Source organism: Pigmentiphaga sp. (assembly GCF_019689535.1).
Lineage (GTDB): Bacteria > Pseudomonadota > Gammaproteobacteria > Burkholderiales > Burkholderiaceae_B > Pigmentiphaga.
The window spans coordinates 1-21,476 of record NZ_JADGHH010000041.1; the positions used below are offsets into that span (position 1 = coordinate 1).

General features: G+C 67.1%; 15 protein-coding genes. 5 read left to right on the top strand and 10 right to left on the bottom strand.

What is annotated here, in order from left to right:
* The 8 genes from gcvP to IRZ12_RS05650 form a co-directional block, all read right to left on the bottom strand.
* A partial coding sequence (gene gcvP, locus IRZ12_RS05615; RefSeq protein ID WP_296465412.1) for an aminomethyl-transferring glycine dehydrogenase occupies window positions 1-2,198 on the bottom strand: 2,198 nt, incomplete at its 3' end.
* 82 nt (window positions 2,199-2,280) lie between these two features.
* Window positions 2,281-2,661, bottom strand: a complete 381-nt coding sequence (gene gcvH, locus IRZ12_RS05620; RefSeq protein WP_296465415.1) for a glycine cleavage system protein GcvH — start codon at window positions 2,659-2,661, stop codon at window positions 2,281-2,283.
* A gap of 62 nt (window positions 2,662-2,723) precedes the next feature.
* Window positions 2,724-3,830 (bottom strand): glycine cleavage system aminomethyltransferase GcvT, encoded by a 1,107-nt coding sequence (gcvT, locus tag IRZ12_RS05625; protein WP_296465417.1) that lies wholly within the window; start codon window positions 3,828-3,830, stop codon window positions 2,724-2,726.
* Between the two features lie 39 nt (window positions 3,831-3,869).
* Window positions 3,870-4,733, bottom strand: coding sequence for a cyclopropane-fatty-acyl-phospholipid synthase family protein (locus tag IRZ12_RS05630; RefSeq protein ID WP_296465420.1), 864 nt, complete (start codon window positions 4,731-4,733; stop codon window positions 3,870-3,872).
* 215 nt (window positions 4,734-4,948) lie between these two features.
* On the bottom strand, window positions 4,949-6,166 hold the full coding sequence (locus tag IRZ12_RS05635) for an NAD(P)/FAD-dependent oxidoreductase (protein ID WP_296465424.1): 1,218 nt from the start codon (window positions 6,164-6,166) through the stop codon (window positions 4,949-4,951).
* Complete coding sequence (locus IRZ12_RS05640) at window positions 6,166-8,427, bottom strand: arginine/lysine/ornithine decarboxylase (protein ID WP_296465426.1); 2,262 nt, start codon at window positions 8,425-8,427, stop codon at window positions 6,166-6,168. Before IRZ12_RS05640 ends, IRZ12_RS05635 begins: the two co-directional genes overlap by 1 nt.
* 207 nt (window positions 8,428-8,634) lie before the next feature.
* Window positions 8,635-9,198, bottom strand: a complete 564-nt coding sequence (gene dcd / locus IRZ12_RS05645; protein ID WP_296465429.1) for a dCTP deaminase — start codon at window positions 9,196-9,198, stop codon at window positions 8,635-8,637.
* Window positions 9,199-9,346: 148 nt separating this feature from the next.
* Entirely contained in the window at window positions 9,347-10,015 is a 669-nt protein-coding gene (locus IRZ12_RS05650) for a TetR/AcrR family transcriptional regulator (RefSeq protein ID WP_296465432.1), read from the bottom strand.
* A gap of 155 nt (window positions 10,016-10,170) precedes the next feature.
* On the opposite strand from IRZ12_RS05650, the gene IRZ12_RS05655 reads away from it, so the two are divergent.
* The 3 genes from IRZ12_RS05655 to fahA are packed head-to-tail and all read left to right on the top strand — an operon-like array spanning window position 10,171 to window position 13,010.
* Complete coding sequence (locus tag IRZ12_RS05655) at window positions 10,171-10,740, top strand: cupin domain-containing protein (protein ID WP_296465435.1); 570 nt, start codon at window positions 10,171-10,173, stop codon at window positions 10,738-10,740.
* A 39-nt stretch (window positions 10,741-10,779) separates the two neighbouring features.
* Window positions 10,780-11,733: a tripartite tricarboxylate transporter substrate binding protein gene (locus IRZ12_RS05660; RefSeq protein WP_296465438.1), complete on the top strand. Its 954-nt coding sequence runs from the start codon at window positions 10,780-10,782 to the stop codon at window positions 11,731-11,733.
* Between the two features lie 2 nt (window positions 11,734-11,735).
* Window positions 11,736-13,010 (top strand): fumarylacetoacetase, encoded by a 1,275-nt coding sequence (fahA, locus tag IRZ12_RS05665; protein WP_296465440.1) that lies wholly within the window; start codon window positions 11,736-11,738, stop codon window positions 13,008-13,010.
* Window positions 13,011-13,049: 39 nt separating this feature from the next.
* Here the strand turns inward: fahA and IRZ12_RS05670 are convergent, their stop codons facing one another.
* Window positions 13,050-17,162 (bottom strand): translocation/assembly module TamB domain-containing protein, encoded by a 4,113-nt coding sequence (locus IRZ12_RS05670; protein ID WP_296465443.1) that lies wholly within the window; start codon window positions 17,160-17,162, stop codon window positions 13,050-13,052.
* Window positions 17,159-19,054, bottom strand: a complete 1,896-nt coding sequence (locus IRZ12_RS05675) for an autotransporter assembly complex family protein (RefSeq protein ID WP_296465448.1) — start codon at window positions 19,052-19,054, stop codon at window positions 17,159-17,161. Before IRZ12_RS05675 ends, IRZ12_RS05670 begins: the two co-directional genes overlap by 4 nt.
* A 403-nt stretch (window positions 19,055-19,457) precedes the next feature.
* Between IRZ12_RS05675 and IRZ12_RS05680 the strand changes: the two genes are divergently transcribed.
* Entirely contained in the window at window positions 19,458-20,771 is a 1,314-nt protein-coding gene (locus tag IRZ12_RS05680; RefSeq protein WP_296465450.1) for a hemolysin family protein, read from the top strand.
* A 204-nt stretch (window positions 20,772-20,975) separates the two neighbouring features.
* Entirely contained in the window at window positions 20,976-21,284 is a 309-nt protein-coding gene (locus tag IRZ12_RS05685; RefSeq protein WP_296465455.1) for a hypothetical protein, read from the top strand.
* Window positions 21,285-21,476: the final 192 nt, after the last annotated feature.

Consider the following 21,476-nt stretch of genomic DNA (forward strand, 5'->3'; position numbering starts at 1 on the left):
CCCAGGACTCCCGGCAAATAAGGGGCAAGGTGTTTCCGGACCGCGATCGGGCCCACGCCCGGCCCGCCCCCGCCGTGCGGAATACAGAAGGTCTTGTGCAGGTTGAGGTGGGATACGTCCGCGCCGATGCGCCCCGGTCTGACCAAGCCCACCAGCGCGTTCATGTTGGCACCGTCCAGGTAGACTTGGCCGCCCGCGGCGTGCACGATCTCGCAGATCTCCCCGATGGCATCTTCGAACACGCCGTGGGTCGAGGGATAGGTCACCATCAAGGCCGCCAGGCGCGAACCGGCCTCGGCCGCCTTGCGGCGCAAATCCTCCACATCCACGTTGCCCTGGCGATCGCAGGCGACGACCACCACCCGCATGCCGGCCAGCTGCGCAGAAGCGGGGTTGGTGCCGTGGGCCGAGGCGGGAATCAGGCACACGTCGCGGCACGATTCGCCGCGCGCCGCATGATACGCGCGTATGGCCATCAGTCCCGCGTACTCGCCCTGCGCGCCCGAATTAGGCTGGAAACTGATCGCTTCGTAGCCGGTAATCTCGCACAACGCCCGGCCGAGCCGGGAAATCAGTTCGCGGTAGCCCTCGGCCTGCCACGCGGGGGCGTACGGATGCAAACCGGAAAACTTGGGCCACGTAATGGGCATCATCTCCGCCGTCGCGTTGAGTTTCATGGTGCAGGAGCCGAGCGGGATCATCGTCCGGTCCAGCGCGAGGTCCATGTCGGCGAGCCGGCGCAGCCAGCGCAGCATGTCTGTCTCGGACCGCACGGAACGGAAAACGGGGTGGGCAAGTATGGGCGAGGTCCTGGCCAGCGGCTCGGCGATGCCGTCCCTCGCGGCGGCCAGCGCGGTGTCGACGGGGGTGGAAGGACGGCCGCAACCTTCGGCGAATACGTCGATGAGCGCCTGTAAATCGTCACGCGTCACTGTCTCGTCGAGCGACACCGCAAGGTGGCCGGCATCCAGCCTGCGCAGGTTGATGCGCGCCGCCTGCGCCGCGCGCACGATGGCCGCGGTGTGGGCGCCGGTGCGCAAGTGCAGCGTATCGAAGAAAGTGGGGTTCTCCGCCTGCACGCCCAGCTCGCCCAAGGCGGCGCGCAACGCGGCGGTGCAGCGATGCACGCGCGAGGCGATGAGGCGCAGCCCGTCCGGGCCGTGCCAGACCGCATACATGGCGGCAATAACGGCCAGCAAGACCTGCGCGGTACATATGTTGGAGGTGGCTTTCTCGCGCCGGATGTGCTGCTCGCGTGTCTGCAAGGCCAGCCGCAAGGCGGGCCGGCCGGCGGCGTCGCGCGAGACGCCCACCAGGCGCCCGGGCAAATGGCGTTTCAAGGCATCCCGGCAGGCCATGAACGCGGCATGCGGACCGCCGAAACCGAGCGGCACGCCGAAGCGCTGGGCAGACCCGATGGCGATATCGGCCCCCCATTCGCCGGGCGGCTGCAGCAGCGCCAGCGCCAGCAAGTCGGTCGCGCACGCCACGATGCCGCCGGCCGCCTTCACCTCGGCGGCGACGGCCTCGTGACGGCGCACCTCCCCGGTGCTGCACGGGTATTGCAGCAATACGCCGAAGCAGGCCGGCACGCCGGCCGTTTCGTCCCCGACGACGAGCTCAATGTCGAGGGCGGACGCGCGCGTGCGCAGTACCGCGATGGTTTGCGGATGGCAACCGGACGATACGAAAAACACCTTGCTGGCGCTCGACGCGGTGCGCCGCGCCAGCAACATGGCCTCGGCGGCGGCCGTGGCCTCGTCCAGCAACGAGGCATTGGCGATGTCCAGGCCGGTAAGGTCCGACACCATGGTCTGGAACACCAGCAACGCCTGCAGGCGGCCCTGTGAAATCTCTGGCTGGTAAGGCGTATAGGCCGTATACCACGCAGGATTCTCCAGGATGTTGCGCTGGATGACGGGCGGCGTATGCGTGGCGTAATACCCTTGGCCGATGTAGTTGCGGAACAACTGGTTGCGATCGGCCAGGCCGGTCAGCTCTGCCAACACTTCCGCCTCGGCCTGCGGCGCGGGAAGGTCGAGCGGGGCGGACTCCAGGATGCTGTCGGGCACCACCCTGCGTATCAAGTCGTCGAGGCTGTCGGCCCCGACGACGCGCAGCATCTGCGCCTGGTCTGCCTCGGAAGGCCCGATGTGACGGGCTGCGAATGCCGCTTCGTTCTCGAGCGCCTTGAGCATGGGCGTCCTCTCCGTTGCCTGCAATGGATGGCAAGCCATTCCGGGCGGGGTTGCCGGGATGCGGCCCGGCGGCCGTCTTCGGTCAGCCCGCGTCGACGGCGGCCTGGTAGCCGGAGGCGTCGAGCAAGCCCGCGGTGTCCGCCATGTTGTCGGGCTTGAGCTTGAAGATCCAGGCGGTATAGGGCGACTGGTTCAACAGCTCAGGGCTGGCCGCCAGCTCTTCATTGAAGGCAACGACCTCGCCCGCCACGGGAGCGTAGATGTCGGACGCAGCCTTGACCGACTCCACGACGCCGGCGGTCTCGCCCGCGCGCAGCTTGGCGCCGACCTTGACGTCACCGACGTAGACCAGGTCGCCCAACTGTTCCTGCGCATGGTCGGTAATCCCCACCAGGAGCAGGTCGCCTTCGGCGCGGATCCATTCGTGAGTCTTGGCGTACTTGAGTTCGGGAGGGAGATTCATCGGTGGCGATCCTGGTAACGGGTACGGGAGAATTGTATTGGACGCGGGCGAGGCCCACCGGGTCACGGCGCCGAGGTCTCCATGACCTGCCCCCGTCGCACGAAAGGCAGCCTGCAGGCGAGCGCCGGCACCCGACGATCGCGTATTTCTACCTCGACCCGGTCGCCCGGCGCCACGCCCTCCGGCAGGCGCGCAAAACCGATGGACGTGCCCAGCGTCGGGGACATGGTGCCGCTGGTGACGAGCCCATTCCCAAGCTCGGTGTGGACAGCCATGTGAGGCCGGATCACGCCCCGGTCGAGGAGCTTGAGCCCGAGCAGCTGCCACTTCAGGCCGAACGCAAGTGCGGGACGGCCGACGAAGTCCCGCTGCGGGTCGTGGTCCGATACGGTCCAGGCCAGCCCGGCCTCGGCGGGCTGCGTCAGCTCGTCCATGTCCTGGCCGTATAGGTTGAGGCCGGCCTCGATGCGAAGCGTGTCGCGCGCGCCCAGCCCGCACGGCTTGACGCCGCTGCGGAGCAGGTCTGCCCACAAAGCCGGCGCTTGGCCGCCAGGCAGCATGATCTCCACGCCGTCCTCGCCGGTATAACCGGTGCGCGCCACCAGCATTCCATCGACCATCTCGGAGGCGAAAGGATGCAAGGTGCGCACAAGTTCGCCCAGGCTGGGCCGGGCCTGCGCCAGCCGCTCGCGGGCATTGGGCCCCTGGACGGCAAGCGTCGCGAGCTCGCGCCGGGGCTCGATCGAGACCTCGTAGCCCCCCGCCTGGGCCACGCGCGCCATCCAGACCAGGTCGCGGTCGGCCGAGGCAGCGTTGACCACCATGCGATAGTGCTCCGGCGTGAATAGATAGGCGATCAAGTCATCCACCACCCCGCCTTGCGGATTGAGCATGCAGGTGTAGAGCGCCTTGCCCGGCTCGGCCAACCGATCCACGTCGTTCGCCAAGAGATAACGCAGGTAGGGCTTGGCATCCGGCCCCACGACATCGACGTTGAGCATGTGCGACACGTCGAACATGCCCGCATCGCGTCGCACGGCATGGTGCTCCTCGATCTGGGAACCGTATGAAACCGGCAGGGACCATCCGCCGAACTCAGTCATCCTCGCGCCGAGGGCGAGGTGCTCGGCGTGGAGGGGCGTTTGCTTGGGCGATCGTTCTGCAGTCATGCGGATCCCAGGAGCCAAGTTGGGAATGGTAGGCTGGCGTTACCCGCGCACGGCGGTCCAGGCGGCCGGTTCGGCGCCGGTACGCGTGCCCTGCATCGAGCTCCCGTCCACCTTCCCGCGATAGCGCACGCCGTTCACGGTGAACGAGATCTCGTCGCCGTGCAAGCGCGCATCGCTGATCGGGGCCGAACCCAAGGTTCCGCCCAGGCGCTGGTATTGCTGCGTGAGCTTCAGCTCTTCGCCGCCCAGCTTCCACGTGCCGGCCACCTTGGCCGGCACGATCCACAGCAGCGCCGTGCACCAGCCCTGGCAGTCCTGGGTGACCGTGGCCTTCTCGTCGGGCTCCCAGTCGCCCATCGGGAACGTGTTGGAAACCACCCGCGTGCCGGGCTTGAGCTCGAGCAGGCGTGGCCGCAGTTTTTCGTTGATGGTCGGCAGGAGGAACAGCGTGATGACGCTGGCGCGGGACAGGTCGGTCTCGAACAGGTCGCCCCGCTCGAACGTGGCGCGATCGGCCACGCCCGCGGCCTGCGCGTTGCGCCGGGCCAATTCCACCATGTCGGGGTTGTATTCGATCCCGTGGGCGCGGACGCCCCGCTTGGCAGCGGTGATCACCGTACGCCCGTCTCCCGACCCGAGGTCGATCACGTAATCGGCGGGCGTGACCTTGGCCATGTCGAGCATCTTGTCGACCAGCGTCTGGGGCGTGGGCACCCACACGACGTCCTTGCCTTCCTGTCCGACATCGGGCACGTAATCGGAAGCCGCACCGGCTGCACCCGTGAACGCCAGCAGTGCCGAAAGCGCTGCCGCGATGGCTGGCCTGCGGAAGCTGGCCAAGGGCCGGGCGCGGCGGCCGAGAGAAATGGACTGCGACGAACTACCCAGCAACGCGAGCAACATCGATTTCCCCTTCTGGTAACGATTCGATTGGACGAAACGTGGGTGAGTCGAATCTGATTGTGCCTCAATGTCGCCGCAAAATCAGCGTCCGGCGCGCAGGCCCCGGGCCGCAGGCACGGGCGACCCGCAAGGCAAGACGGCGGAGGCACGCGCGGCATGCTTGCGGCCTGGCTCAACGAACATCCCAACATGCGCGTGCCGCGCCAGCCGGCATCTTAGACCGCGCGTCCGCACGCAACGCCCGACGCCCACGCCCACTGGAAGTTGTAGCCGCCCAGCCAGCCGGTCACGTCCACGACCTCGCCCACGAAATACAGGCCTGGCACGGACCGGGCCTCCATGGTCTGCTGGTCCAGGTCGCGCGTGTCCACGCCGCCGCGCATGACTTCGGCCTTCTTGTATCCGGCCGTGCCTTGCGGAACGAGCGTCCAGCGCTTCATGCCATCGGCGATCTCCCGCAACAGCTTGTCGGGAAGATCCGCAATGCGCCGCTCGCCAGCCCCCGGGTGCGCGACGGCCAGCCATTGTTCGGCCAGGCGGCGCGGCACCAAGCCGGCGAGGACATTGGCCAGGTGCTGCCGCCCGCCAGCCTTGGCGCCGAGCAGTTCCGCCGCGAGATCGATGCCCGGGGCGAGGTCCACGACGATGGCCTGGCCAGGCTGCCAATAGCTCGAAATCTGGAGTACGGCCGGCCCCGACAACCCACGATGGGTAAACAGGAGGTCCTCGCGGAACTCGGCCACGCGCTTGCCTTCCCCGGTGCGTATCCCCACCTCGAGCGCAATGCCAGCCAGCGGTGCAAAGGGCCGCCAGGCAATGGGGTCAAACGTCAACGGAACCAGCGCCGGCCGGGGCTCGACGATGCGCAGGCCGAACTGGCGGGCGATGCGCAGCCCGAAGTCCGAGGCGCCTATTTGCGGCACCGGCAACCCGCCTGTCGCGATCACGACGCGTGCGGCGCGGACCAGGCCCGAGGACGTCCGCAAGGCAAAGCCGCCCGCGCTAGCGTCGATGGCGTCGACGGCGCAAGGCATCCGCCACGAGACGTTTCCCGCCTCGCATTCTGCGCGCAGCATGCGGATGATGTCTTCGCTCGACTCGTCGCAGAACAGCTGGCCGCGATGCTTCTCGTGCCAGGCGATGCGATGCCGTGCGACCAGCGCCAGGAAATCCTGCGGCGTGTAGCGCGACAGCGCCGAGCGGCAGAAGTGCGGATTCTCGGAAATGAAATTGGCCGGCCCGGCGTCGCGATTGGTGAAGTTGCAGCGGCCTCCGCCGGAGATGCGGATTTTCTCGGCCAGCTTGCGTGCGTGATCGATCAGTACCACGCGCCGCCCCCGCTGGCCCGCCACCGCCGCGCACATCATGCCGGCAGCGCCAGCGCCGACCACCGCTACGTCATAGGCCGCCCCGGGCGGCCTGGAGGAAGCCATCAGGCGTCCTTGACGCAGTCCACGTAGAAGCGCAGCTCGCCGTTGGGAAGCACCTCCTCGACCAAGCCGTGGATGTCGGTGCCGAACCCGGGGAACTGGGCGTTGAACTTGCGTGCGAACTGCAGGTACTTGACGATGGTCGAGTTAAAGCGCTCACCGGGGATGAGCAAGGGAATGCCGGGTGGGTACGGGGTCAGCAGCACGCTGGTGACGCGGCCCTCCAGGCTGTCGATGTCCACGCGCTCGATCTCGCGGTGCGCCATCTTGGCAAAGGCGTCGGACGGCTTCATCGCGGGCACCATGTCGCTCAGGTACATCTCCGTGGTCAGGCGCGCGACGTCATAGGCGCGATACATCTCGTGGATGCGCGTGCACAGGTCGCGCAGGCCCACCTGCTCGTACTGCGGGTAATCGTGGCAGAACTCGGGCAGGATGCGCCACATCGGCTGGTTCTTGTCGTAGTCGTCCTTGAACTGCTGCAAAGCAGTCAGCAACGTGTTCCACCGGCCCTTGGTGATGCCGATGGTGAACATGATGAAGAACGAATACAGGCCCGTCTTTTCGACGATCACGCCGTGCTCGGCCAAGAACTTGGTCACGATGGAGGCCGGGATGCCGGTCTGCCCGAAGGTACCGGAGACGTCCAGCCCAGGCGTGACGATGGTCGCCTTGATCGGATCCAGCATATTGAAGCCGGGCGCCAGCGAGCCAAAGCCGTGCCATTCCGCATCGGTCTCCAGCAGCCAGTCGTCGCGCTCGCCGATCCCGTCCGGAACCAAGTGATCCGGGCCCCAGACCTTGAACCACCAATCGTTGGCGCCGAACTCGGCCTCGACCTTGCGCATGGCGCGGCGAAAGTCCAGCGCCTCGAGGATGCTTTCCTCGACCAACGCCGTGCCTCCGGGCGGCTCCATCATCGCGGCCGCCACGTCGCAGGACGCAATGATGGCGTATTGCGGCGAAGTAGAGGTGTGCATCAAGTACGCCTCGTTGAACACGTGCCGGTCCAGCCGTCGCGTCTCGGACTCCTGCACGATGATCTGCGACGCCTGCGAGATGCCCGCCAGCAGCTTGTGCGTGGAGTGCGTGGCGTAGATCATCGCGTCGGTGCTGCGCGGCCGGTCCTTGCCGATGGCGTGCATGTTCTTGTAGAAGTCGTGGAAGGCCGCATGGGGCAACCATGCCTCGTCGAAATGCAGCGTGTCGATGCTCGAGCCCAGCAGCTCCTTGATCATCTCCACGTTGTACACCACGCCGTCGTACGTGCTCTGGGTGATGGTCAGGATGCGTGGCTTGCGGTTGCGCGCGTCCTTGGCAAAGGGGTTGGCATCGATCTTCTTCTGGATGTTCTCGGGGCGGAACTCGTCCAGCGGGATGGGGCCGATGATGCCGAGGTGATTGCGCGTGGGCCGCAGGAACACCGGCACCGCGCCGGTCATGATGATGGCGTGCAGGATGGACTTGTGGCAGTTGCGGTCCACCACGACGATGTCGCCCGGCGCCACGTTGGCATGCCAGACGATCTTGTTCGAGGTGGAGGTGCCGTTGGTCACGAAGAAGCAGTGGTCCGCGCTGAAGATGCGCGCGGCATTGCGCTCGGAAGCCGCCACCGGGCCGGTATGGTCCAGCAGCTGCCCGAGCTCGTCCACCGCGTTGCAAACGTCGGCGCGCAGCATGTTCTCGCCGAAGAACTGGTGGAACATCTGCCCGACCGGGCTCTTCAGGAAGGCCACGCCGCCGGAGTGTCCGGGGCAATGCCAGGAATACGAGCCATCCTGCGCGTACTTGACCAGCTCCCGGAAGAACGGCGGCGGCAACGATTCGAGATAGCTCTTGGCTTCGCGGATGATGTGGCGCGCCACGAACTCCGGCGTGTCCTCGAACATGTGGATGAAGCCATGCAGCTCGCGCAGGATATCGTTGGGAATGTGGCGCGACGTGCGCGTCTCCCCATAAAGGTAGATGGGGATCTCGGCGTTGCGGAAGCGCAGCTCGCCGATGAACGCACGCAGCTTGGCAACTGCGTTGGCGACGTCGTCGGGCATGCCATCGCCGAACTCTTCGTCGTCGATGGACAGGATGAAAGCGCTGGCGCGGCTCTGCTGCTGGGCGAACGACGAGAGGTCACCGTAACTGGTGACGCCCAGCACCTCCATGCCCTCGGCCTCGATCGCCGCGGCCAGGGCACGCACGCCGAGCCCGGATGCATTCTCGGAGCGGAAATCTTCGTCGATGATGACGATGGGGAAGCGGAATTTCAATGCTAGCTCCCCCCTACGCGCTTTGCGCGCCCCTCCCACGGAAGGCATGGACGGACTGGGGGCGCCAGTTCCTCAGTGCCTTGGATGGAAGAGCGCCGGCGGCAGGGATCGAATCGGTTGAACAACGGCCGGCCGCGGGACGAGTCGCCTCGCATGTCGCTCCCGGGCACGGAACTACTCACAACCCAACAACCATGGCGGGCGACGTTACGTCCTGGGCAGCGTCACGCCTTGCTGCCCCTGGTACTTGCCGCCACGGTCTTTATACGACGTCTCGCAGACCTCGTCGCTCTCGAGGAACAGCATCTGGGCGCATCCCTCTCCGGCGTAGATCTTGGCCGGCAGCGGCGTGGTGTTCGAGAACTCCAGCGTGACGTGGCCCTCCCATTCCGGTTCCAGCGGCGTGACGTTGACGATGATGCCGCAGCGTGCATACGTGCTCTTGCCGAGGCAAATGGTAAGCACATTGCGGGGAATGCGGAAGTACTCGACCGTGCGCGCCAACGCAAAGGAATTGGGCGGAATGATGCAGACGTCGCCCTTGAAATCCACGAAGGATTTCTCGTCGAATGCCTTGGGGTCGACGATGGTCGAGTTGATGTTGGTGAAGATCTTGAATTCGTCCGCACAGCGCACGTCGTAGCCGTAGCTGCTGGTGCCGTAGCTGACGATGCGCTTGCCATCCAGCTCCCGCACTTGGCCAGGCGCGAATGGCTCGATCATGCCTTCGGCCGCTGCACGGCGGATCCAGCGGTCGCTTTTGATACTCATGGGACGGGGCCTCGTCGAATGACGCAAGGAAGAAAGCTGGGAATTGTACCCCCCGGCGGGGCGTCCGGAACGGCGCCGCGGGCAGCCCGCGGGATTCCGGCAACACCTTGCTCCCGCCGCCAGGAGCGGAGGCCTGCACCCCGCGGCATCAGCGCGAGGCCGGGGCCTCCAACCCCGCCGCCATGAAATCCAGCATCCGGGAGAGGGTTTGGGCGACGCCCTCCTCCGAGACGGGCGCGGCCTTCACGTCGGGCATGAGGCGCGCGACGCGGCCGTTGTCGGCGCGGATGTACATCATGCTCCCGTAGATGCACTGCAGGCGCACGTAGAGCTCCTCGCGCGACAAGTGCGGGCAGGCGCGGGCCAGCAAGTCCACGAACAAACGGGCCACGTCGTCGTGCACGCCGAACACGATGTTCTTGACGGCGGGGTCGGGCTCCACGGAACAGATTGCCGACAACCGGTTGAACCAGGCCCCCTGCTCGGTCTGCCCCAGGCGCATGCCAGGCCCGATGAAGGCCTCGAGCACCGCGCGCACGTTCGGGCGCGCCGCGGGATCGGCCGGGCAACAGGCCTGCAGCAGCGCGCGGCGCTCCTCGTTCATGCGTCCTGCCCGCGCTTCGAATATGGCGCGCAGCAACCCTTCCTTGGTCCTGAAGTAGTAGTGGACGGCAGCCATGTTGACGCCTGCCGTGGCGGTGATCGTGCGCAGGGAAACGCCGTTGTAGCCGTGTTCGGCGAACAGCCGCTCGGCGACGTCCAGGATGCGGGCGCGCGTGGATGCGGCGTCGGGAGTTTCGGCAGGAGGAAGCGACATGGGCGGGACGATTCGGGGAAAAGTGGTTGTTTTTTCTATGTTACCCGGAAGCGGCGCCACCCTGTTTCAGTCAATTGATTAAATCAGTCGTTTGACTAAACCCTTGCCACTTCTTACCATGAAAAAAAGACACCTTGCAGGAAGGACACCGCCTCATGAACGGAAAAATCCGCCGCGTCATCACCGGCCACGATGAACAGGGCCGCTCCGTGGTGCTGGAAGACGGCTACGCGCCCAACGTCAGGCATGACGCCAGCCGCCCCGGCTACTACCTGACCCAGCTGTGGCAAACGCCGACTGCCCCCGCTCCCATCGACAACGGGCCGGACCCCACGCTCGGCCCGGTATCGCTGGCCCCGCCCCCGCTGGGCACGGTCGTGCGCATCATCGAATTCCCTCCCGCTTCGCTCGAGCTGCGTGATGTGGACGCCGAGGCAGCCAAGCAGGCCTTCGCGATGTTCGGCGGGCAGGACGCGCTCACCGGACATGGCGGCAAGAAGCGCCACCCCTTCATGCACCGCACCGAAACCATTGACTACGCCATCGTGCTGTCCGGAGAGATCACGATGCTGCTCGACGACTCGGAAGTCACGCTCAAGGCAGGCGACGTGCTCATCCAGCGCGGCACCAATCACGCCTGGACCAACCGCACGAGCGAACCGGCGCGCGTGCTGTTCGTGTTGATCGACGGCAAGTTCGACGCAGACATCGCCCGTCACTTCTGACCCTTTCCCCACGTCCAATCCAAATACGGGAGACTCGACATGCAAATCCGCAAGCTTCTCTTCGCTCCGCTGCTCGCCGCGGCGTGCGGCGCGGCCGCCGCCCAGGACTATCCCTCGCGTTCCATCGAGGTTATCGTGCCGTACTCGGCCGGGGGCAGCGTCGACGTCATGGCGCGTGCCTTCACCCGCGAACTCGCGGACATCCTTTCCACCCAGATCGTGGTCAACAACCGCGACGGGGCGGGCGGCACCATAGGCGTGGCCGCCGTGGCCTCGGCGCGTCCCGACGGCTACACGGCGCTCTTCTCGCCCTCGTCGCCGCTGACCCAAGCCCCCTTCCTCATGGGCCGCGTGCCTTACCGGCCCGAGAGCATCGTCCCGATCTGCCAGATCTTCGAGAACCCGTTCGTCATCGCGGTACGCAAAGAATCCCCCATCGGCTCGCTCAAAGACTTGCTGGATGAGGCGCGCCGCCGGCCTGGCCAGCTGTCGTACGGCCATGCCGGTCCCGGGTCGGTGCCGCACCTGGCGACGGCCAACCTTGCCAAGTCCACGGGCGTCAGCTTCAACGAGATCGCCTTCCGCGGCGACGCCCAGGTCATTCCGCAAGTCCTGGGCGGCCATCTCGACTTCGGCGCATTGGGCGTCTCCTCGGTCGTCGGCAAGGACCTGCGCATCCTCGCCGTGTATGGCGACAAGCGATTGCCCGGCCTGCCCGACGTGCCGGCCATCACCGAGTTCGGCGTCAAGCATGCCGTCATCGCGCGCAATGGCCTCTACGTCAATGAAGGCGTGCCGCAAGCCGCCCGCGACAAGCTGCAGCAGGCCTGCCACGCGGCAACGGAGAAGCCGGGATTCCAAACTGCCGCGCGCCAGCTCTACCAGCAAGTGAACTATCTCGACGGCGCCACCTTCGCGGCCAAGCTCGCGGGCGACAACGAAACCAACCGTGCGCTGATCCAGTCGCTCGGCCTGCTCAAGACGGGCAATTGACGATGGCCGGCTTCGAAATCATCGATCCGTCCTTGCGCGCCTTCGTCGAAGTCGACGAAGGCAGCGACTTCCCCATCCAGAACCTGCCCTACGGCATCTTCTCCGGTGCAGGCGGCGGAAAGCGCGCTGGCGTCGCCTTGGGCGCGTGGATCGTCGACCTCCTCGCCCTCGAGCAGGCTGGCCTGCTGCCGGTCGACCCGGCGCTCGCACTCTTCGGCCACGGCAGCCTGAATGCCTTCGCAGCCGCCGGCCGGCCCGTCTGGCGCGCGGTCCGCGCACGCCTGGCCGAGCTGCTGTCGGGCATTGACCCGCGGTTGCGCGACGATGCGGCGCTGCGCGCGCGGGCGCTGGTGCCGATGGACGCCTGCACGCTGCACCTGCCGTTCGAGATTGCGTCCTATACGGACTTCTATTCCTCGGAAGATCACGCCACCAACGTGGGCAAGCTGTTCCGCGATCCAGCCAACGCACTGACGCCGAATTGGAAGCACATGCCCATCGGCTATAACGGCCGCGCCAGCTCGGTCATCGTGTCCGGACGCGATTTCCACCGTCCCATGGGGCAATTGCCGGTGGCCGGCGGCGCGCCGGAATGGGGCCCGTGCCGAGAGCTCGACTTCGAGCTGGAAACCGCTTTCTTCGTCGGCAAGGAAAGCCACCTGGGCGAGCGGCTCGCCCCGGACGAAGCGCCCGAGTACATCTTTGGCATGGTGCTGATGAACGACTGGAGCGCGCGTGACATCCAGCGCTGGGAATACGTGCCGCTCGGCCCGTTCCAGGCCAAGGCCTTCGCGACCTCGATCTCGCCCTGGGTAGTAACCCTGGACGCGCTCGAACCCTTCCGTGCGCCGGCGCCAGAGCAGGACCCCGCGCCCCTGCCCTATCTGCGGGAAAGCGACCGCCACGCCTACGACATCGAGCTCACCGTGGAGCTCAGGCCGCAAGGCGGCGAGGGCATGGTCGTCACGCGCAGCAACTTCCGGCACCTGTACTGGACCATGGGGCAACAGCTCGCGCATCACACCAGCAGCGGCTGCAATGTCCGCCCGGGTGACCTGATGGGCTCGGGCACGATCAGCGGCCCCACGCGGCAGGCGCGCGGCTGCCTGCTGGAGATCACGGAAAACGGCAAACGCCCGTTGACCCTGCCGGACGGCTCGACGCGCGCCTTCCTGGAAGACGGCGACGAAGTCGTCATGCGCGGCCACGCCAAACGCGGCGCACTGCGCATCGGCTTTGGCTGCGTCCTCGGCCGCGTCCTTCCTCCCTGGCCATGACGACGGACAGCCGGAGGGAAGCTCCCGGCTTCGTCCGGCTCAATCGTCGAACAACACGTAGTACAGGAGATCCAGGCCGTTGAGGGTGCCGCCCTTGACCACTGCCGAGAGGCCCCGGGACAGCCGGTAGCTCAGCTTGACCACGCCGTCACTGCCCGACAGGGCTTGCTCGAAGCTGGCGTACAGGCGATCGGTCAGGCGCTTGCCGACCACCAGGAACTGGCTGTTCGACAAGGCATAGGAAGACGACGTGCTGTCCCCCGCGACGGTACGGTCCGGCAGCAGGCCGCGCGAGCTGCCCACGTTGCCCGACCGCACGCCGATTTCGTCCAGCCCCAATTGGCGGGATATGGGCTCGCTGCCTTGCGGGCCGAGCAAGGAAGTCGCGGCGCTCAGCAGCAGCGTCGCATCCGCTCCCCCGCCGCCTTCATCGGGCCCCCGGCCCAGCAAGAGCCAGGAGAGTTTTTCCACGTCACTGACCTCGGGCGTGGAGACCAGGGCGATGCGCGGATGCCGCGCCGTCCCGCTGATGCTGACCCCGGCTTCCACCCGCGGCCCCACGCGCACCGCCACGATGTCGAGCAAGGGATCGTCGATCGGCCCCTGGAAGGTCAGCACGCCGCGGCGCACGGTCAGGGTCTGGCCATAGGCCTCGAAGCGACCGCCACGCGTGCGCACCGTGCCACTCGACGACAAGGCACTCGCCGTCCCGGCGACGCGCAGCTCTCCGGTCACGCCCGTATCCAGGCCATAGCCGCGCAGGTAGAAGCGGTCGCCCAGCTTGACGCCCACGTCGATTGCGATGCCCAGCGGTTTCTTGCGAGCGGGGTCCCCACTGCGCTGCAGGTAGACGTCGTCCGAGAGCTTGGGCGGGGCTTGCGTGCCCAGGTCCACCCAGCCGGTATCCACCTCGAACTGCCCGGCGATGCGCATGCGGTCCGGGATGATGTCCATGTCCACCTTGCCCGATCCCGCCACGAAACGATCCGCGCGCTGGATCACCGGGAAGCGCTGGGCCCTGAGCGCAGCGCTTCCCGACGATTCGGACAAGCTCCACTGCGCCGTCATCTCGAGCTCCCCGCCCTCGCTTTCGTTCTTGATCCAGGATTGCACGCGCGAATCGCGCGGGTTGACCCGGATGACACTGGGAAAGCGCAGGGAGTCCAGGACGATGCGATCGTCGTGCAGCGACGCTTTCAGCGTCCCCTCGAGCAGCCGCACGCCATCGTCCAGGCGCACGACGCGTATGCCTTCGCCATTGAAGCCTCCGGACGCCCGCCATTGGCCGGCCTCTTGCACCACGCGCGCCGCGCCCGCCAGCTTGCCGCCCACTTCGACGCTGTCGCCGGTGAACAGGCTGATCCAGCTCAGATCCTGCAAATCGAGCTTGGCCTCGACGTTGGCAGGCCGGTCGCGGTCCAGGCCGATGGAACCTTCGCGCGCGACCACGCCGGCTTGGCCGTCCACGCGCACCGTGCCCATGCGTTGTCCCTCGATGCGTCCCGTCAGCACCACTCGGCTGTGCCCCGCATTGCCGTCCGGCGTCGCCTGGACCTGCGCCTCAAGCGCGCTCAAGCCCAGGGCGAAGGGCGGCGTGCCCGGCACCCATAAGTCCCCGCCCCGGCGCCGGATGCCGGCCGTCCCCTCCAAGGCACCGGAGAAACGCAGGTCCCAGTCAGCGTCCAATACCAGCATCCGCCCCGGTGGGATCGTCTTGCCGCCCATGGCTTCCATCAAGATGTCTGGCGTCCAGGTCAGGCCTTCGGCGCGCCCGCGGGTCTCCCAGCGGTCGCCGGCCCCGCGCGACCCTTCGTGCACCAGTTTGCCCTGCTGTCCGCCCGGGAGCTGGAGCGTAATCCGGGCTGGGCCCACTTCCCATTGCCACTGGGGTGCCGGTGCCGCCGGCACGTAGTTCAAGCTCACCGGCGACTCCAGCAGAATGCCCAGCGGCGCCCGGACGAGATCCAGGCGCGAGAGCGCGCCGCGCCACCCGGTGGTGCGCGGATCCTTGCCCGTGCTGCCCCAGCTGCCGCTGAACGCGGCCTTCAGCGTCGCGGGCGCCGATCCGTCCGCCGGCGTGAACTCGGCGTCCACGGTGCCGTCGTGGCGGGCCATCGTGCCCTGCAACGCCAAAGTCGCCTGCTTCATCACGGCCTGGGGCGCATCCGACACCGCAAGACGCTCGATCCGCAGGTCGAGGTCCGCCGGCGCGGCGGCAAACCCGCCCTGGACGCGGCGTGCGTTCGACGAAGAAGTCGCTGCCCCCAGGTTGGCACGCCCTTGGGCGCGCCCCACGCTCACCCCGCCCGGCACCCGCAGCTCCCGGGCGTCGAGCGTCATGTCGAGGAAAGGCGCATCCAGCGTCTCGCCCAGGACGCCGCGTGCGGTCAATTGTCCGTTGAGCAGCGGCGAGAGCGCCGCCAGCGACGGCGCATCGAGGTCGAAATGCAGTCTGTCGCGAGGCCGGCCGAATGCCCCGCGCGCCTCCAGCCGATTGCCGCCGGCGCTCAGCGCCGCATCGACACGCTCGATCCGCGGCCCCGCAAATGCCAGCTCCGCACGTCCGGCCAGCGGCTGCTTGTTCCAGCGGCTGCCCTCGTCGATGCGAAGCGCAGCCTTGCCCGCGAGCTCGGGCGCGAGCGCGCCTTCGACCGTCGCCGTCGCAGACACGCGCGCGGGCGGCAACACGTCGCTGCGCACCCAATGCGCCGGATCGAAACGGTCGAGCCGCAGCTCAGCCGTAAAACGCTGGGGCTCGGCGAGCTGCAACTCAGCTTTGCCCTGCGCCCTCGCCTCGCCCGCGGACAACACGGCTTCTGAGACCTGCAAGACGGATTCGCGCACGCGCGCCGCGAGCTTGAGCGCGAGCGGCATTTTCCCGGAACGATCGGAAAGGTCCGCAGCGAGGGACTGGACCGCCGCATCGGCCTCGAATGACAAGACCCCGGCCAAGCGGGTAGGCATCGCCGCACCGTGAATACGCGCAGCGTCCACGTTCGCCGCGCGCAGCTTTCCCTGCACTTGGCCGAAGGCATCATCGGGACGGCCGGACCGGCGCCAGCTCACCTGCCCATCCAGTCTTCCGCCGCCCGCCACCTCGATTGCGAGTTCGTTCAAGTCCAACGCATCGAACGTTTCCACCGGTACGCTCAAGCGCGCCGAAACCGCACTCACGGGCACCCCGTCCCGGTCGACCGGACGCGGCGCGGCATTGCGCACCGCAATCGGGCCTTGCAGCAGGGCGGGCCCCGTCCCGGACGACATGGCCAACTCGGCATCCAGGCTGAGGGCCGCCGCCGGCGCCCCCGGAACCCAGGCAGCAGGATCGACGCCCTTTAGCGCGAGCCTCAGCCCTCGCAGCGGGAATCCGCCGAGCAACGCGGCCTGGCCTTCGGCGTCGATGCCCACGCCGGCGCCGTCTCCGCGCACGGTAAAGGCCAGCTGCCCGAGCGAGCCTGTCCCCTTTGCCTCGATGTCGAAAGCGCGCTCGGCCTGCCTGCCACCCGCGTGCAGGGTCGCGTCGATCGGGAAAGGCGAGGCCGCGCCCAGCCTCGCTTCGCCGCGCAGCGTGGCCTCGGCTTGGGGTGCGGAGATGTGCAAGTTCGTGAGCCAGACTCGGTGCTCCTCGCCCGACGAGCTGGCCCGCAGGTCGAGGGAAGACAAGGCCGCAGGCAATCGCTCGCCGTCAGTCTCGATGTCGAGCGCGCCGAGCGCGAGCCTGTCCACGTCCAAGGCCAGCGGCAACCGCAGCGACTCGGGCGGTGGTGCGGGCTCGTCCGAGGGACGCAGGTTCAATCGCACGCGCCGCGCGGACAGCTCTGCCACGTGCAGCCGCATGCCACCCAGCGCGCGCCAGCGCACGTCCAGGCGCAGGCGCTCCACATCAGCGTCGAGGTCCGGCACGCGCACCGTCAACGCATCGATCTCGAGGCCGGACCATAGCGATCCGCGCACGCCCTCGGCGCGTATTTCACCGCCGGCCAGCCGCCCCCCCATGCGCAGCGCCCATGCGGTGCCGCCCGAAGTCGACGCAATCCAGGCTGCCGCGCCGGCGAGCGCCATCGCGCCCGCGGCCACGGCGCCTGCCAGCGCCCATGGCCACCGGCGACGACGCCGGGCAGGTTCCGGATGGTCTGGGACAGACGGACTCAAAATGCAATCCCCAAGGAAAAATGCAGGCGGACGTTCTTATCGCGCACCGCGTAGGCCAGGTCCACGCTAAGCGGGCCCGCGGGCGTGCGCACGCGCAGGCCGGTGCCCACGCCAGTGGCGAGCTTCATCGAGCCGAAGGTCGACGCCACGTTGCCGGTGTCCACGAACAGCGCCGCGCCGAAGCGTTCATCGAAATACCGCGTGCCCTCGATGCTGGCCACGAAGAGTACGGCGTCGCCGAGCACCGCATTGCCCACTTCGCGCCCCAGGCCGAGGTAACGGTAACCGCGCACCGAACGCGCGCCACCGGTGCGGAACGCGAAGTCATCGGGAACGCGGTTGAGGTCCCGCGCCCAGAGGCGGCCGACTTCGCCGCGCACCGTGATCACGTCGCGCTTGGTGGGCGACCACCAGTACTGGCCCCGCACCGAGAGCCGGCCGAAACGGTTGCGCGCGTCGAGTGCCGTGCCCACGCCAGCCCCCAATCCGAGCAAGGTTCCTTCGCGCGGATCGTATTTGTCGTTGACGTCGCGGCGGATCAACTCGGCCGTGGCGGTGGCGTTGTTGGCAGTAAATGCATTCAGGCCGTCGATGTCCGTGCGCTCGTGCGAAAGGCGCGCCCCATAGCGGGTCTCGTACTCGACCCGGCTCTTGAAGCTGGCGGGGTAGGTCTTGGCCCGGATCGCCCCGACAGCGAGCCGCCGCACATGCACGCCCTGGATATCCGAATCCTGCGCCAGCACCCCGAAGCTGTCACGGAATCCGTTCTCATTGGGGACGAGATGAATGTCCGCGTACCCCAGCCGGCGCAGCCGGTCGAGCCGCACCCCGGTTTCGAGCTCGACCGCCTGTCCGGCCACGACGTTCTGGCGATAAACGGTTTCGATCCGGGGGCCGGCTTCGTCGTCCACGCCGAGCGCGACGCTCATGCGGCGCGGCCGCGACTCGACCACGTCGGCCACCACCGGCAGGGTCAAATGAGTGGGCCCGCGATAGGCCGGTTCGGTGCGCGTCTGCTGCGAGTCCAAGCTCTCCGGCATCATGCCCGGATCCTCTTCCGGGTTGGCCGATATGCCAGTACGGTCGACGTCGAGCTTGGCGCCGGAGAAAAAAGGTGCCGCCTGCAGCGTCTGCTGCCACTCGACCATGCGCGCACGGTCGTAGGGCTCACCCGGACGGATCCGCACGTAGCGCTCGACAACGCCGGCCGGCACGCGCTTGAGGCCGCGCACCTCGACGCCCGACAGGCGCACTGCCGGGCCGCTGTCGAGCTTGACGTGGAGCACGGCCCGGGACCGTTCCACAATGATATCGGCGGCGGTATCGACGAGCCGGGCCGCAGGAAAATCGCGTTCCGAGGCCGCATCGAGCAAACTGCGCTTGGCGGCCTCCCATTCGTCGTTGCGAAACGGCGAGCCCTCCTTGAGCCCCCAGCTCGACCGCAGCTGCTCCGCCCGCTCCGCGTACTCGGGTTCGGCCAGCGCGCCGAGAAAAACGATATCCACGGCCTCCACCACCGTGCGCTCGCCCGGTACGATGGAAATGTCCCAGGTCGGCCCGGCGACGTCCGTCCCGGCCTCGAGCTCGACCTGCGGCGAAAAATATCCCTCGGTGGCGAGCGCGTCGATCGTCGCCTCACGGGCACGGCGGCGCAGGCGTATGCCTTCTCCGCCGTCTTGGTCGTCGGCCATGGCTGCCATGCTGTCGACGGCACGCGTGACGGCCTCCAAGGCGCTCGCCGGCAGGTCGCCAGGATCGATGGTGACTTCAGGTCGCGCAGCGAACCCTGGACGGGCCAGGCCCAGGGCCAGCATGACCGTCGCCAAGGCCAGGCATGCGCGGGCAGGCGACGGGCGGCGCCCCGATCCGCCCACCGTGCGAAACAGCCGCATCACAAATGCGCAACGGCGGAGAGGTTGACGCACGCGGCCCCGGTTCGGACTCCGGTTGCCGAGCGGGGATCGAAATCGGTCTCGCCACACAGGGCCCTGCAGACCCGCTCCACTGACAAACTCATGACGCTTCTGCCGTGTTGAATCAATCGCAAGCATAGCGGATCGCCCATGCCTGCTGGGAACGGCCCAATAACGATTGTTTTCAAGCAGTATCCGGCGCCGCGCATGGCCCTAAGTAGGATTGCCCATTTGGAATATGCCCGCGGTGGGCTATGCTACGGGGTCCTCATAAACAGTAGGCGGTGGAAACCGGTCAAATGAAACCGGTTTCCCGGGCGTTGCTGGCGTTTTCCAGGCAAAACGGGAAAATGCCGGGCGTCCGCCCAATCTGCCTGGAAATATGGAAATTGGCTTACTTTTGATTTTGTTCCTCGCCAATGGCCTGTTCGCCATGAGCGAGATCGCGGTCGTCACCGCACGCAAATCCCGCCTCCAGCAGCGGGCGGACGAGGGCGATACCCGGGCCCGCGCCGCACTGGAGCTCGCAGAACACCCGACGCAATTCCTTTCCACTGTCCAAATAGGCATTACCTCGATCGGCATCCTCACCGGTATCGTCGGCGAGGGCGCCTTGGCGCAGCCGCTGGCCGAATTCATCCGCCGCTACATTCCGGCGCTGGAGCAGGCGGCAAGCGGCATCGCGCTGACGGTGGTCGTCATCGTCATCACCTTCCTGTCCATCATCATCGGTGAACTGGTACCCAAGCGCGTCGGGCAGATGCACGCCGAGGCCATCGCGGGCCTCATCGCCGCCCCGATGCGGGTACTGTCGTGGATCGCCACGCCTTTCGTGAGGCTGCTGTCGATGGCCACCGACTCGGTGCTCAAGCTGATCGGCGCGAAAGAAACCAAAGACCAGCTCGTCACCGAGGAAGAAATCCAGGTGCTGATGGCCCAGGGCGCCACGGCCGGCATCTTCGAGCAGGCTGAACAACAGATGGTCCGCAACGTCTTCCGCCTGGACGAACGGCGGCTGTCGTCGCTAATGGTTCCGCGCTCGGACATCGTATACCTGGACGTCAACGATCCCCTGGAGGTCTCCAAGGCCAAGATCGAGAGCTCGCATTACTCGCGTTTCCCCGTGGTGCGCGACGACCTCTCCGACGTCATTGGCTTCGTCCGCGCGAAAGACCTGCTCGCCCAGCTCATGGCGGGCGAGCCGCTGGACCTGACCGCCCGCCTCACGCCCGTGCTATACGTGCCGGAAACGTTGACCGGCACCGAGCTGGTCCAGAACTTCCGCGACTCCCATACCCAAACGGCGCTGGTGGTGGACGAATACGGCGACGTGCAGGGCCTCGTCACGCTGCGCGACGTGCTCGAAGCCATCGTGGGCGAATTCCACACCTCCACGTCGCCTGAGGAACCGTCGGCGGTAAAGCGCGAAGATGGCTCCTGGCTGCTCGATGGGCTGCTCGACGTCCACGAGCTGGAAGACATGCTCGACCTGCCCAACCTCCCGGAAGGCGATTCCGGCACCTATCACACGCTCTCAGGCATGTTGATGCTGTTGCTGGGACGCATTCCGCAGACGGGCGAACAGGTCGACTGGGGCGGATGGAACTTCGAAATCGTGGATATGGATGGCAAACGCATCGATAAGGTCATCGCGACCCGCATCCCGCAGGCCGAATCCGAAAACGAAGCGTATTGACGCATTGAAAAAGACCTCGCAGGCCCCACATCCTGCATATACTACGCAGGCCGGCGCCTGGCAGCGCCCGACCGCTCCGCGCGCCGGCTCCGTGCCGGTTCGCTGCCCACGTCCCCGAACGCCTCGGGAACTTTACGATCCAGCGGCCGACCAACAGGTTTGTCCGCCTCACCCTGAGCCGCGCGCCGGCTGCACGCTAGACCTATGATCGACACCATCGCCAAGCTGCTCCGCACCGTCTTCGTGGCAATCATCGCCCTGGTCGGCATGATCATGGCCGCCATACTCGTCGCCTCCACGGCGGTAGCCCTGGCCACCGTTTATTTCGTCGCCAAGCTGCGCGGCAAGCCCTTCGTCGCCAAGACCATTTGGCAGCGCTCGCAAAGCAAGTGGGGCTTCGGCGCAGATGCAGCGGCCGGCAGCCGCGCTGCCGGCGAGCCCGCCCGCAGCGGCTTTGCCCGCCGCATGAAACGCAGCGACATCGTCGACGTGGAAGTGCGCGACATTCCCTGACTCGCCGCAGCCAGGTCGCTCGACCTCCTGGCGCACACCCGGCGGACTCGTCACCATCATCGCCGTCGCGTCGCTACCGCGACGGCGAAGTCATTGACATCCTCCCCGGTCTGAAGGCCGGAGATTCCTACGGCGCTCAGGAGCGGCATTGAGCCGCCCCTGAGTCGCTTCGGTGGGTTCCTGCTGCTGGCG

What these genes read in the sequence shown, in the direction of transcription:
- gcvH (WP_296465415.1), bottom strand. Translation starts at nt 2,661, where the DNA reads ATGAATCTCCCTCCCGAACTCAAGTACGCCAAGACTCACGAATGGATC.
- IRZ12_RS05685 (WP_296465455.1), top strand. Translation starts at nt 20,976, where the DNA reads ATGATCGACACCATCGCCAAGCTGCTCCGCACCGTCTTCGTGGCAATC.
- IRZ12_RS05635 (WP_296465424.1), bottom strand. Translation starts at nt 6,166, where the DNA reads ATGGCTTCCTCCAGGCCGCCCGGGGCGGCCTATGACGTAGCGGTGGTC.
- IRZ12_RS05630 (WP_296465420.1), bottom strand. Translation starts at nt 4,733, where the DNA reads ATGTTGCTCGCGTTGCTGGGTAGTTCGTCGCAGTCCATTTCTCTCGGC.
- IRZ12_RS05655 (WP_296465435.1), top strand. Translation starts at nt 10,171, where the DNA reads ATGAACGGAAAAATCCGCCGCGTCATCACCGGCCACGATGAACAGGGC.
- dcd (WP_296465429.1), bottom strand. Translation starts at nt 9,198, where the DNA reads ATGAGTATCAAAAGCGACCGCTGGATCCGCCGTGCAGCGGCCGAAGGC.
- IRZ12_RS05675 (WP_296465448.1), bottom strand. Translation starts at nt 19,054, where the DNA reads ATGCGGCTGTTTCGCACGGTGGGCGGATCGGGGCGCCGCCCGTCGCCT.
- IRZ12_RS05650 (WP_296465432.1), bottom strand. Translation starts at nt 10,015, where the DNA reads ATGTCGCTTCCTCCTGCCGAAACTCCCGACGCCGCATCCACGCGCGCC.
- fahA (WP_296465440.1), top strand. Translation starts at nt 11,736, where the DNA reads ATGGCCGGCTTCGAAATCATCGATCCGTCCTTGCGCGCCTTCGTCGAA.
- gcvT (WP_296465417.1), bottom strand. Translation starts at nt 3,830, where the DNA reads ATGACTGCAGAACGATCGCCCAAGCAAACGCCCCTCCACGCCGAGCAC.
- IRZ12_RS05680 (WP_296465450.1), top strand. Translation starts at nt 19,458, where the DNA reads ATGGAAATTGGCTTACTTTTGATTTTGTTCCTCGCCAATGGCCTGTTC.
- IRZ12_RS05660 (WP_296465438.1), top strand. Translation starts at nt 10,780, where the DNA reads ATGCAAATCCGCAAGCTTCTCTTCGCTCCGCTGCTCGCCGCGGCGTGC.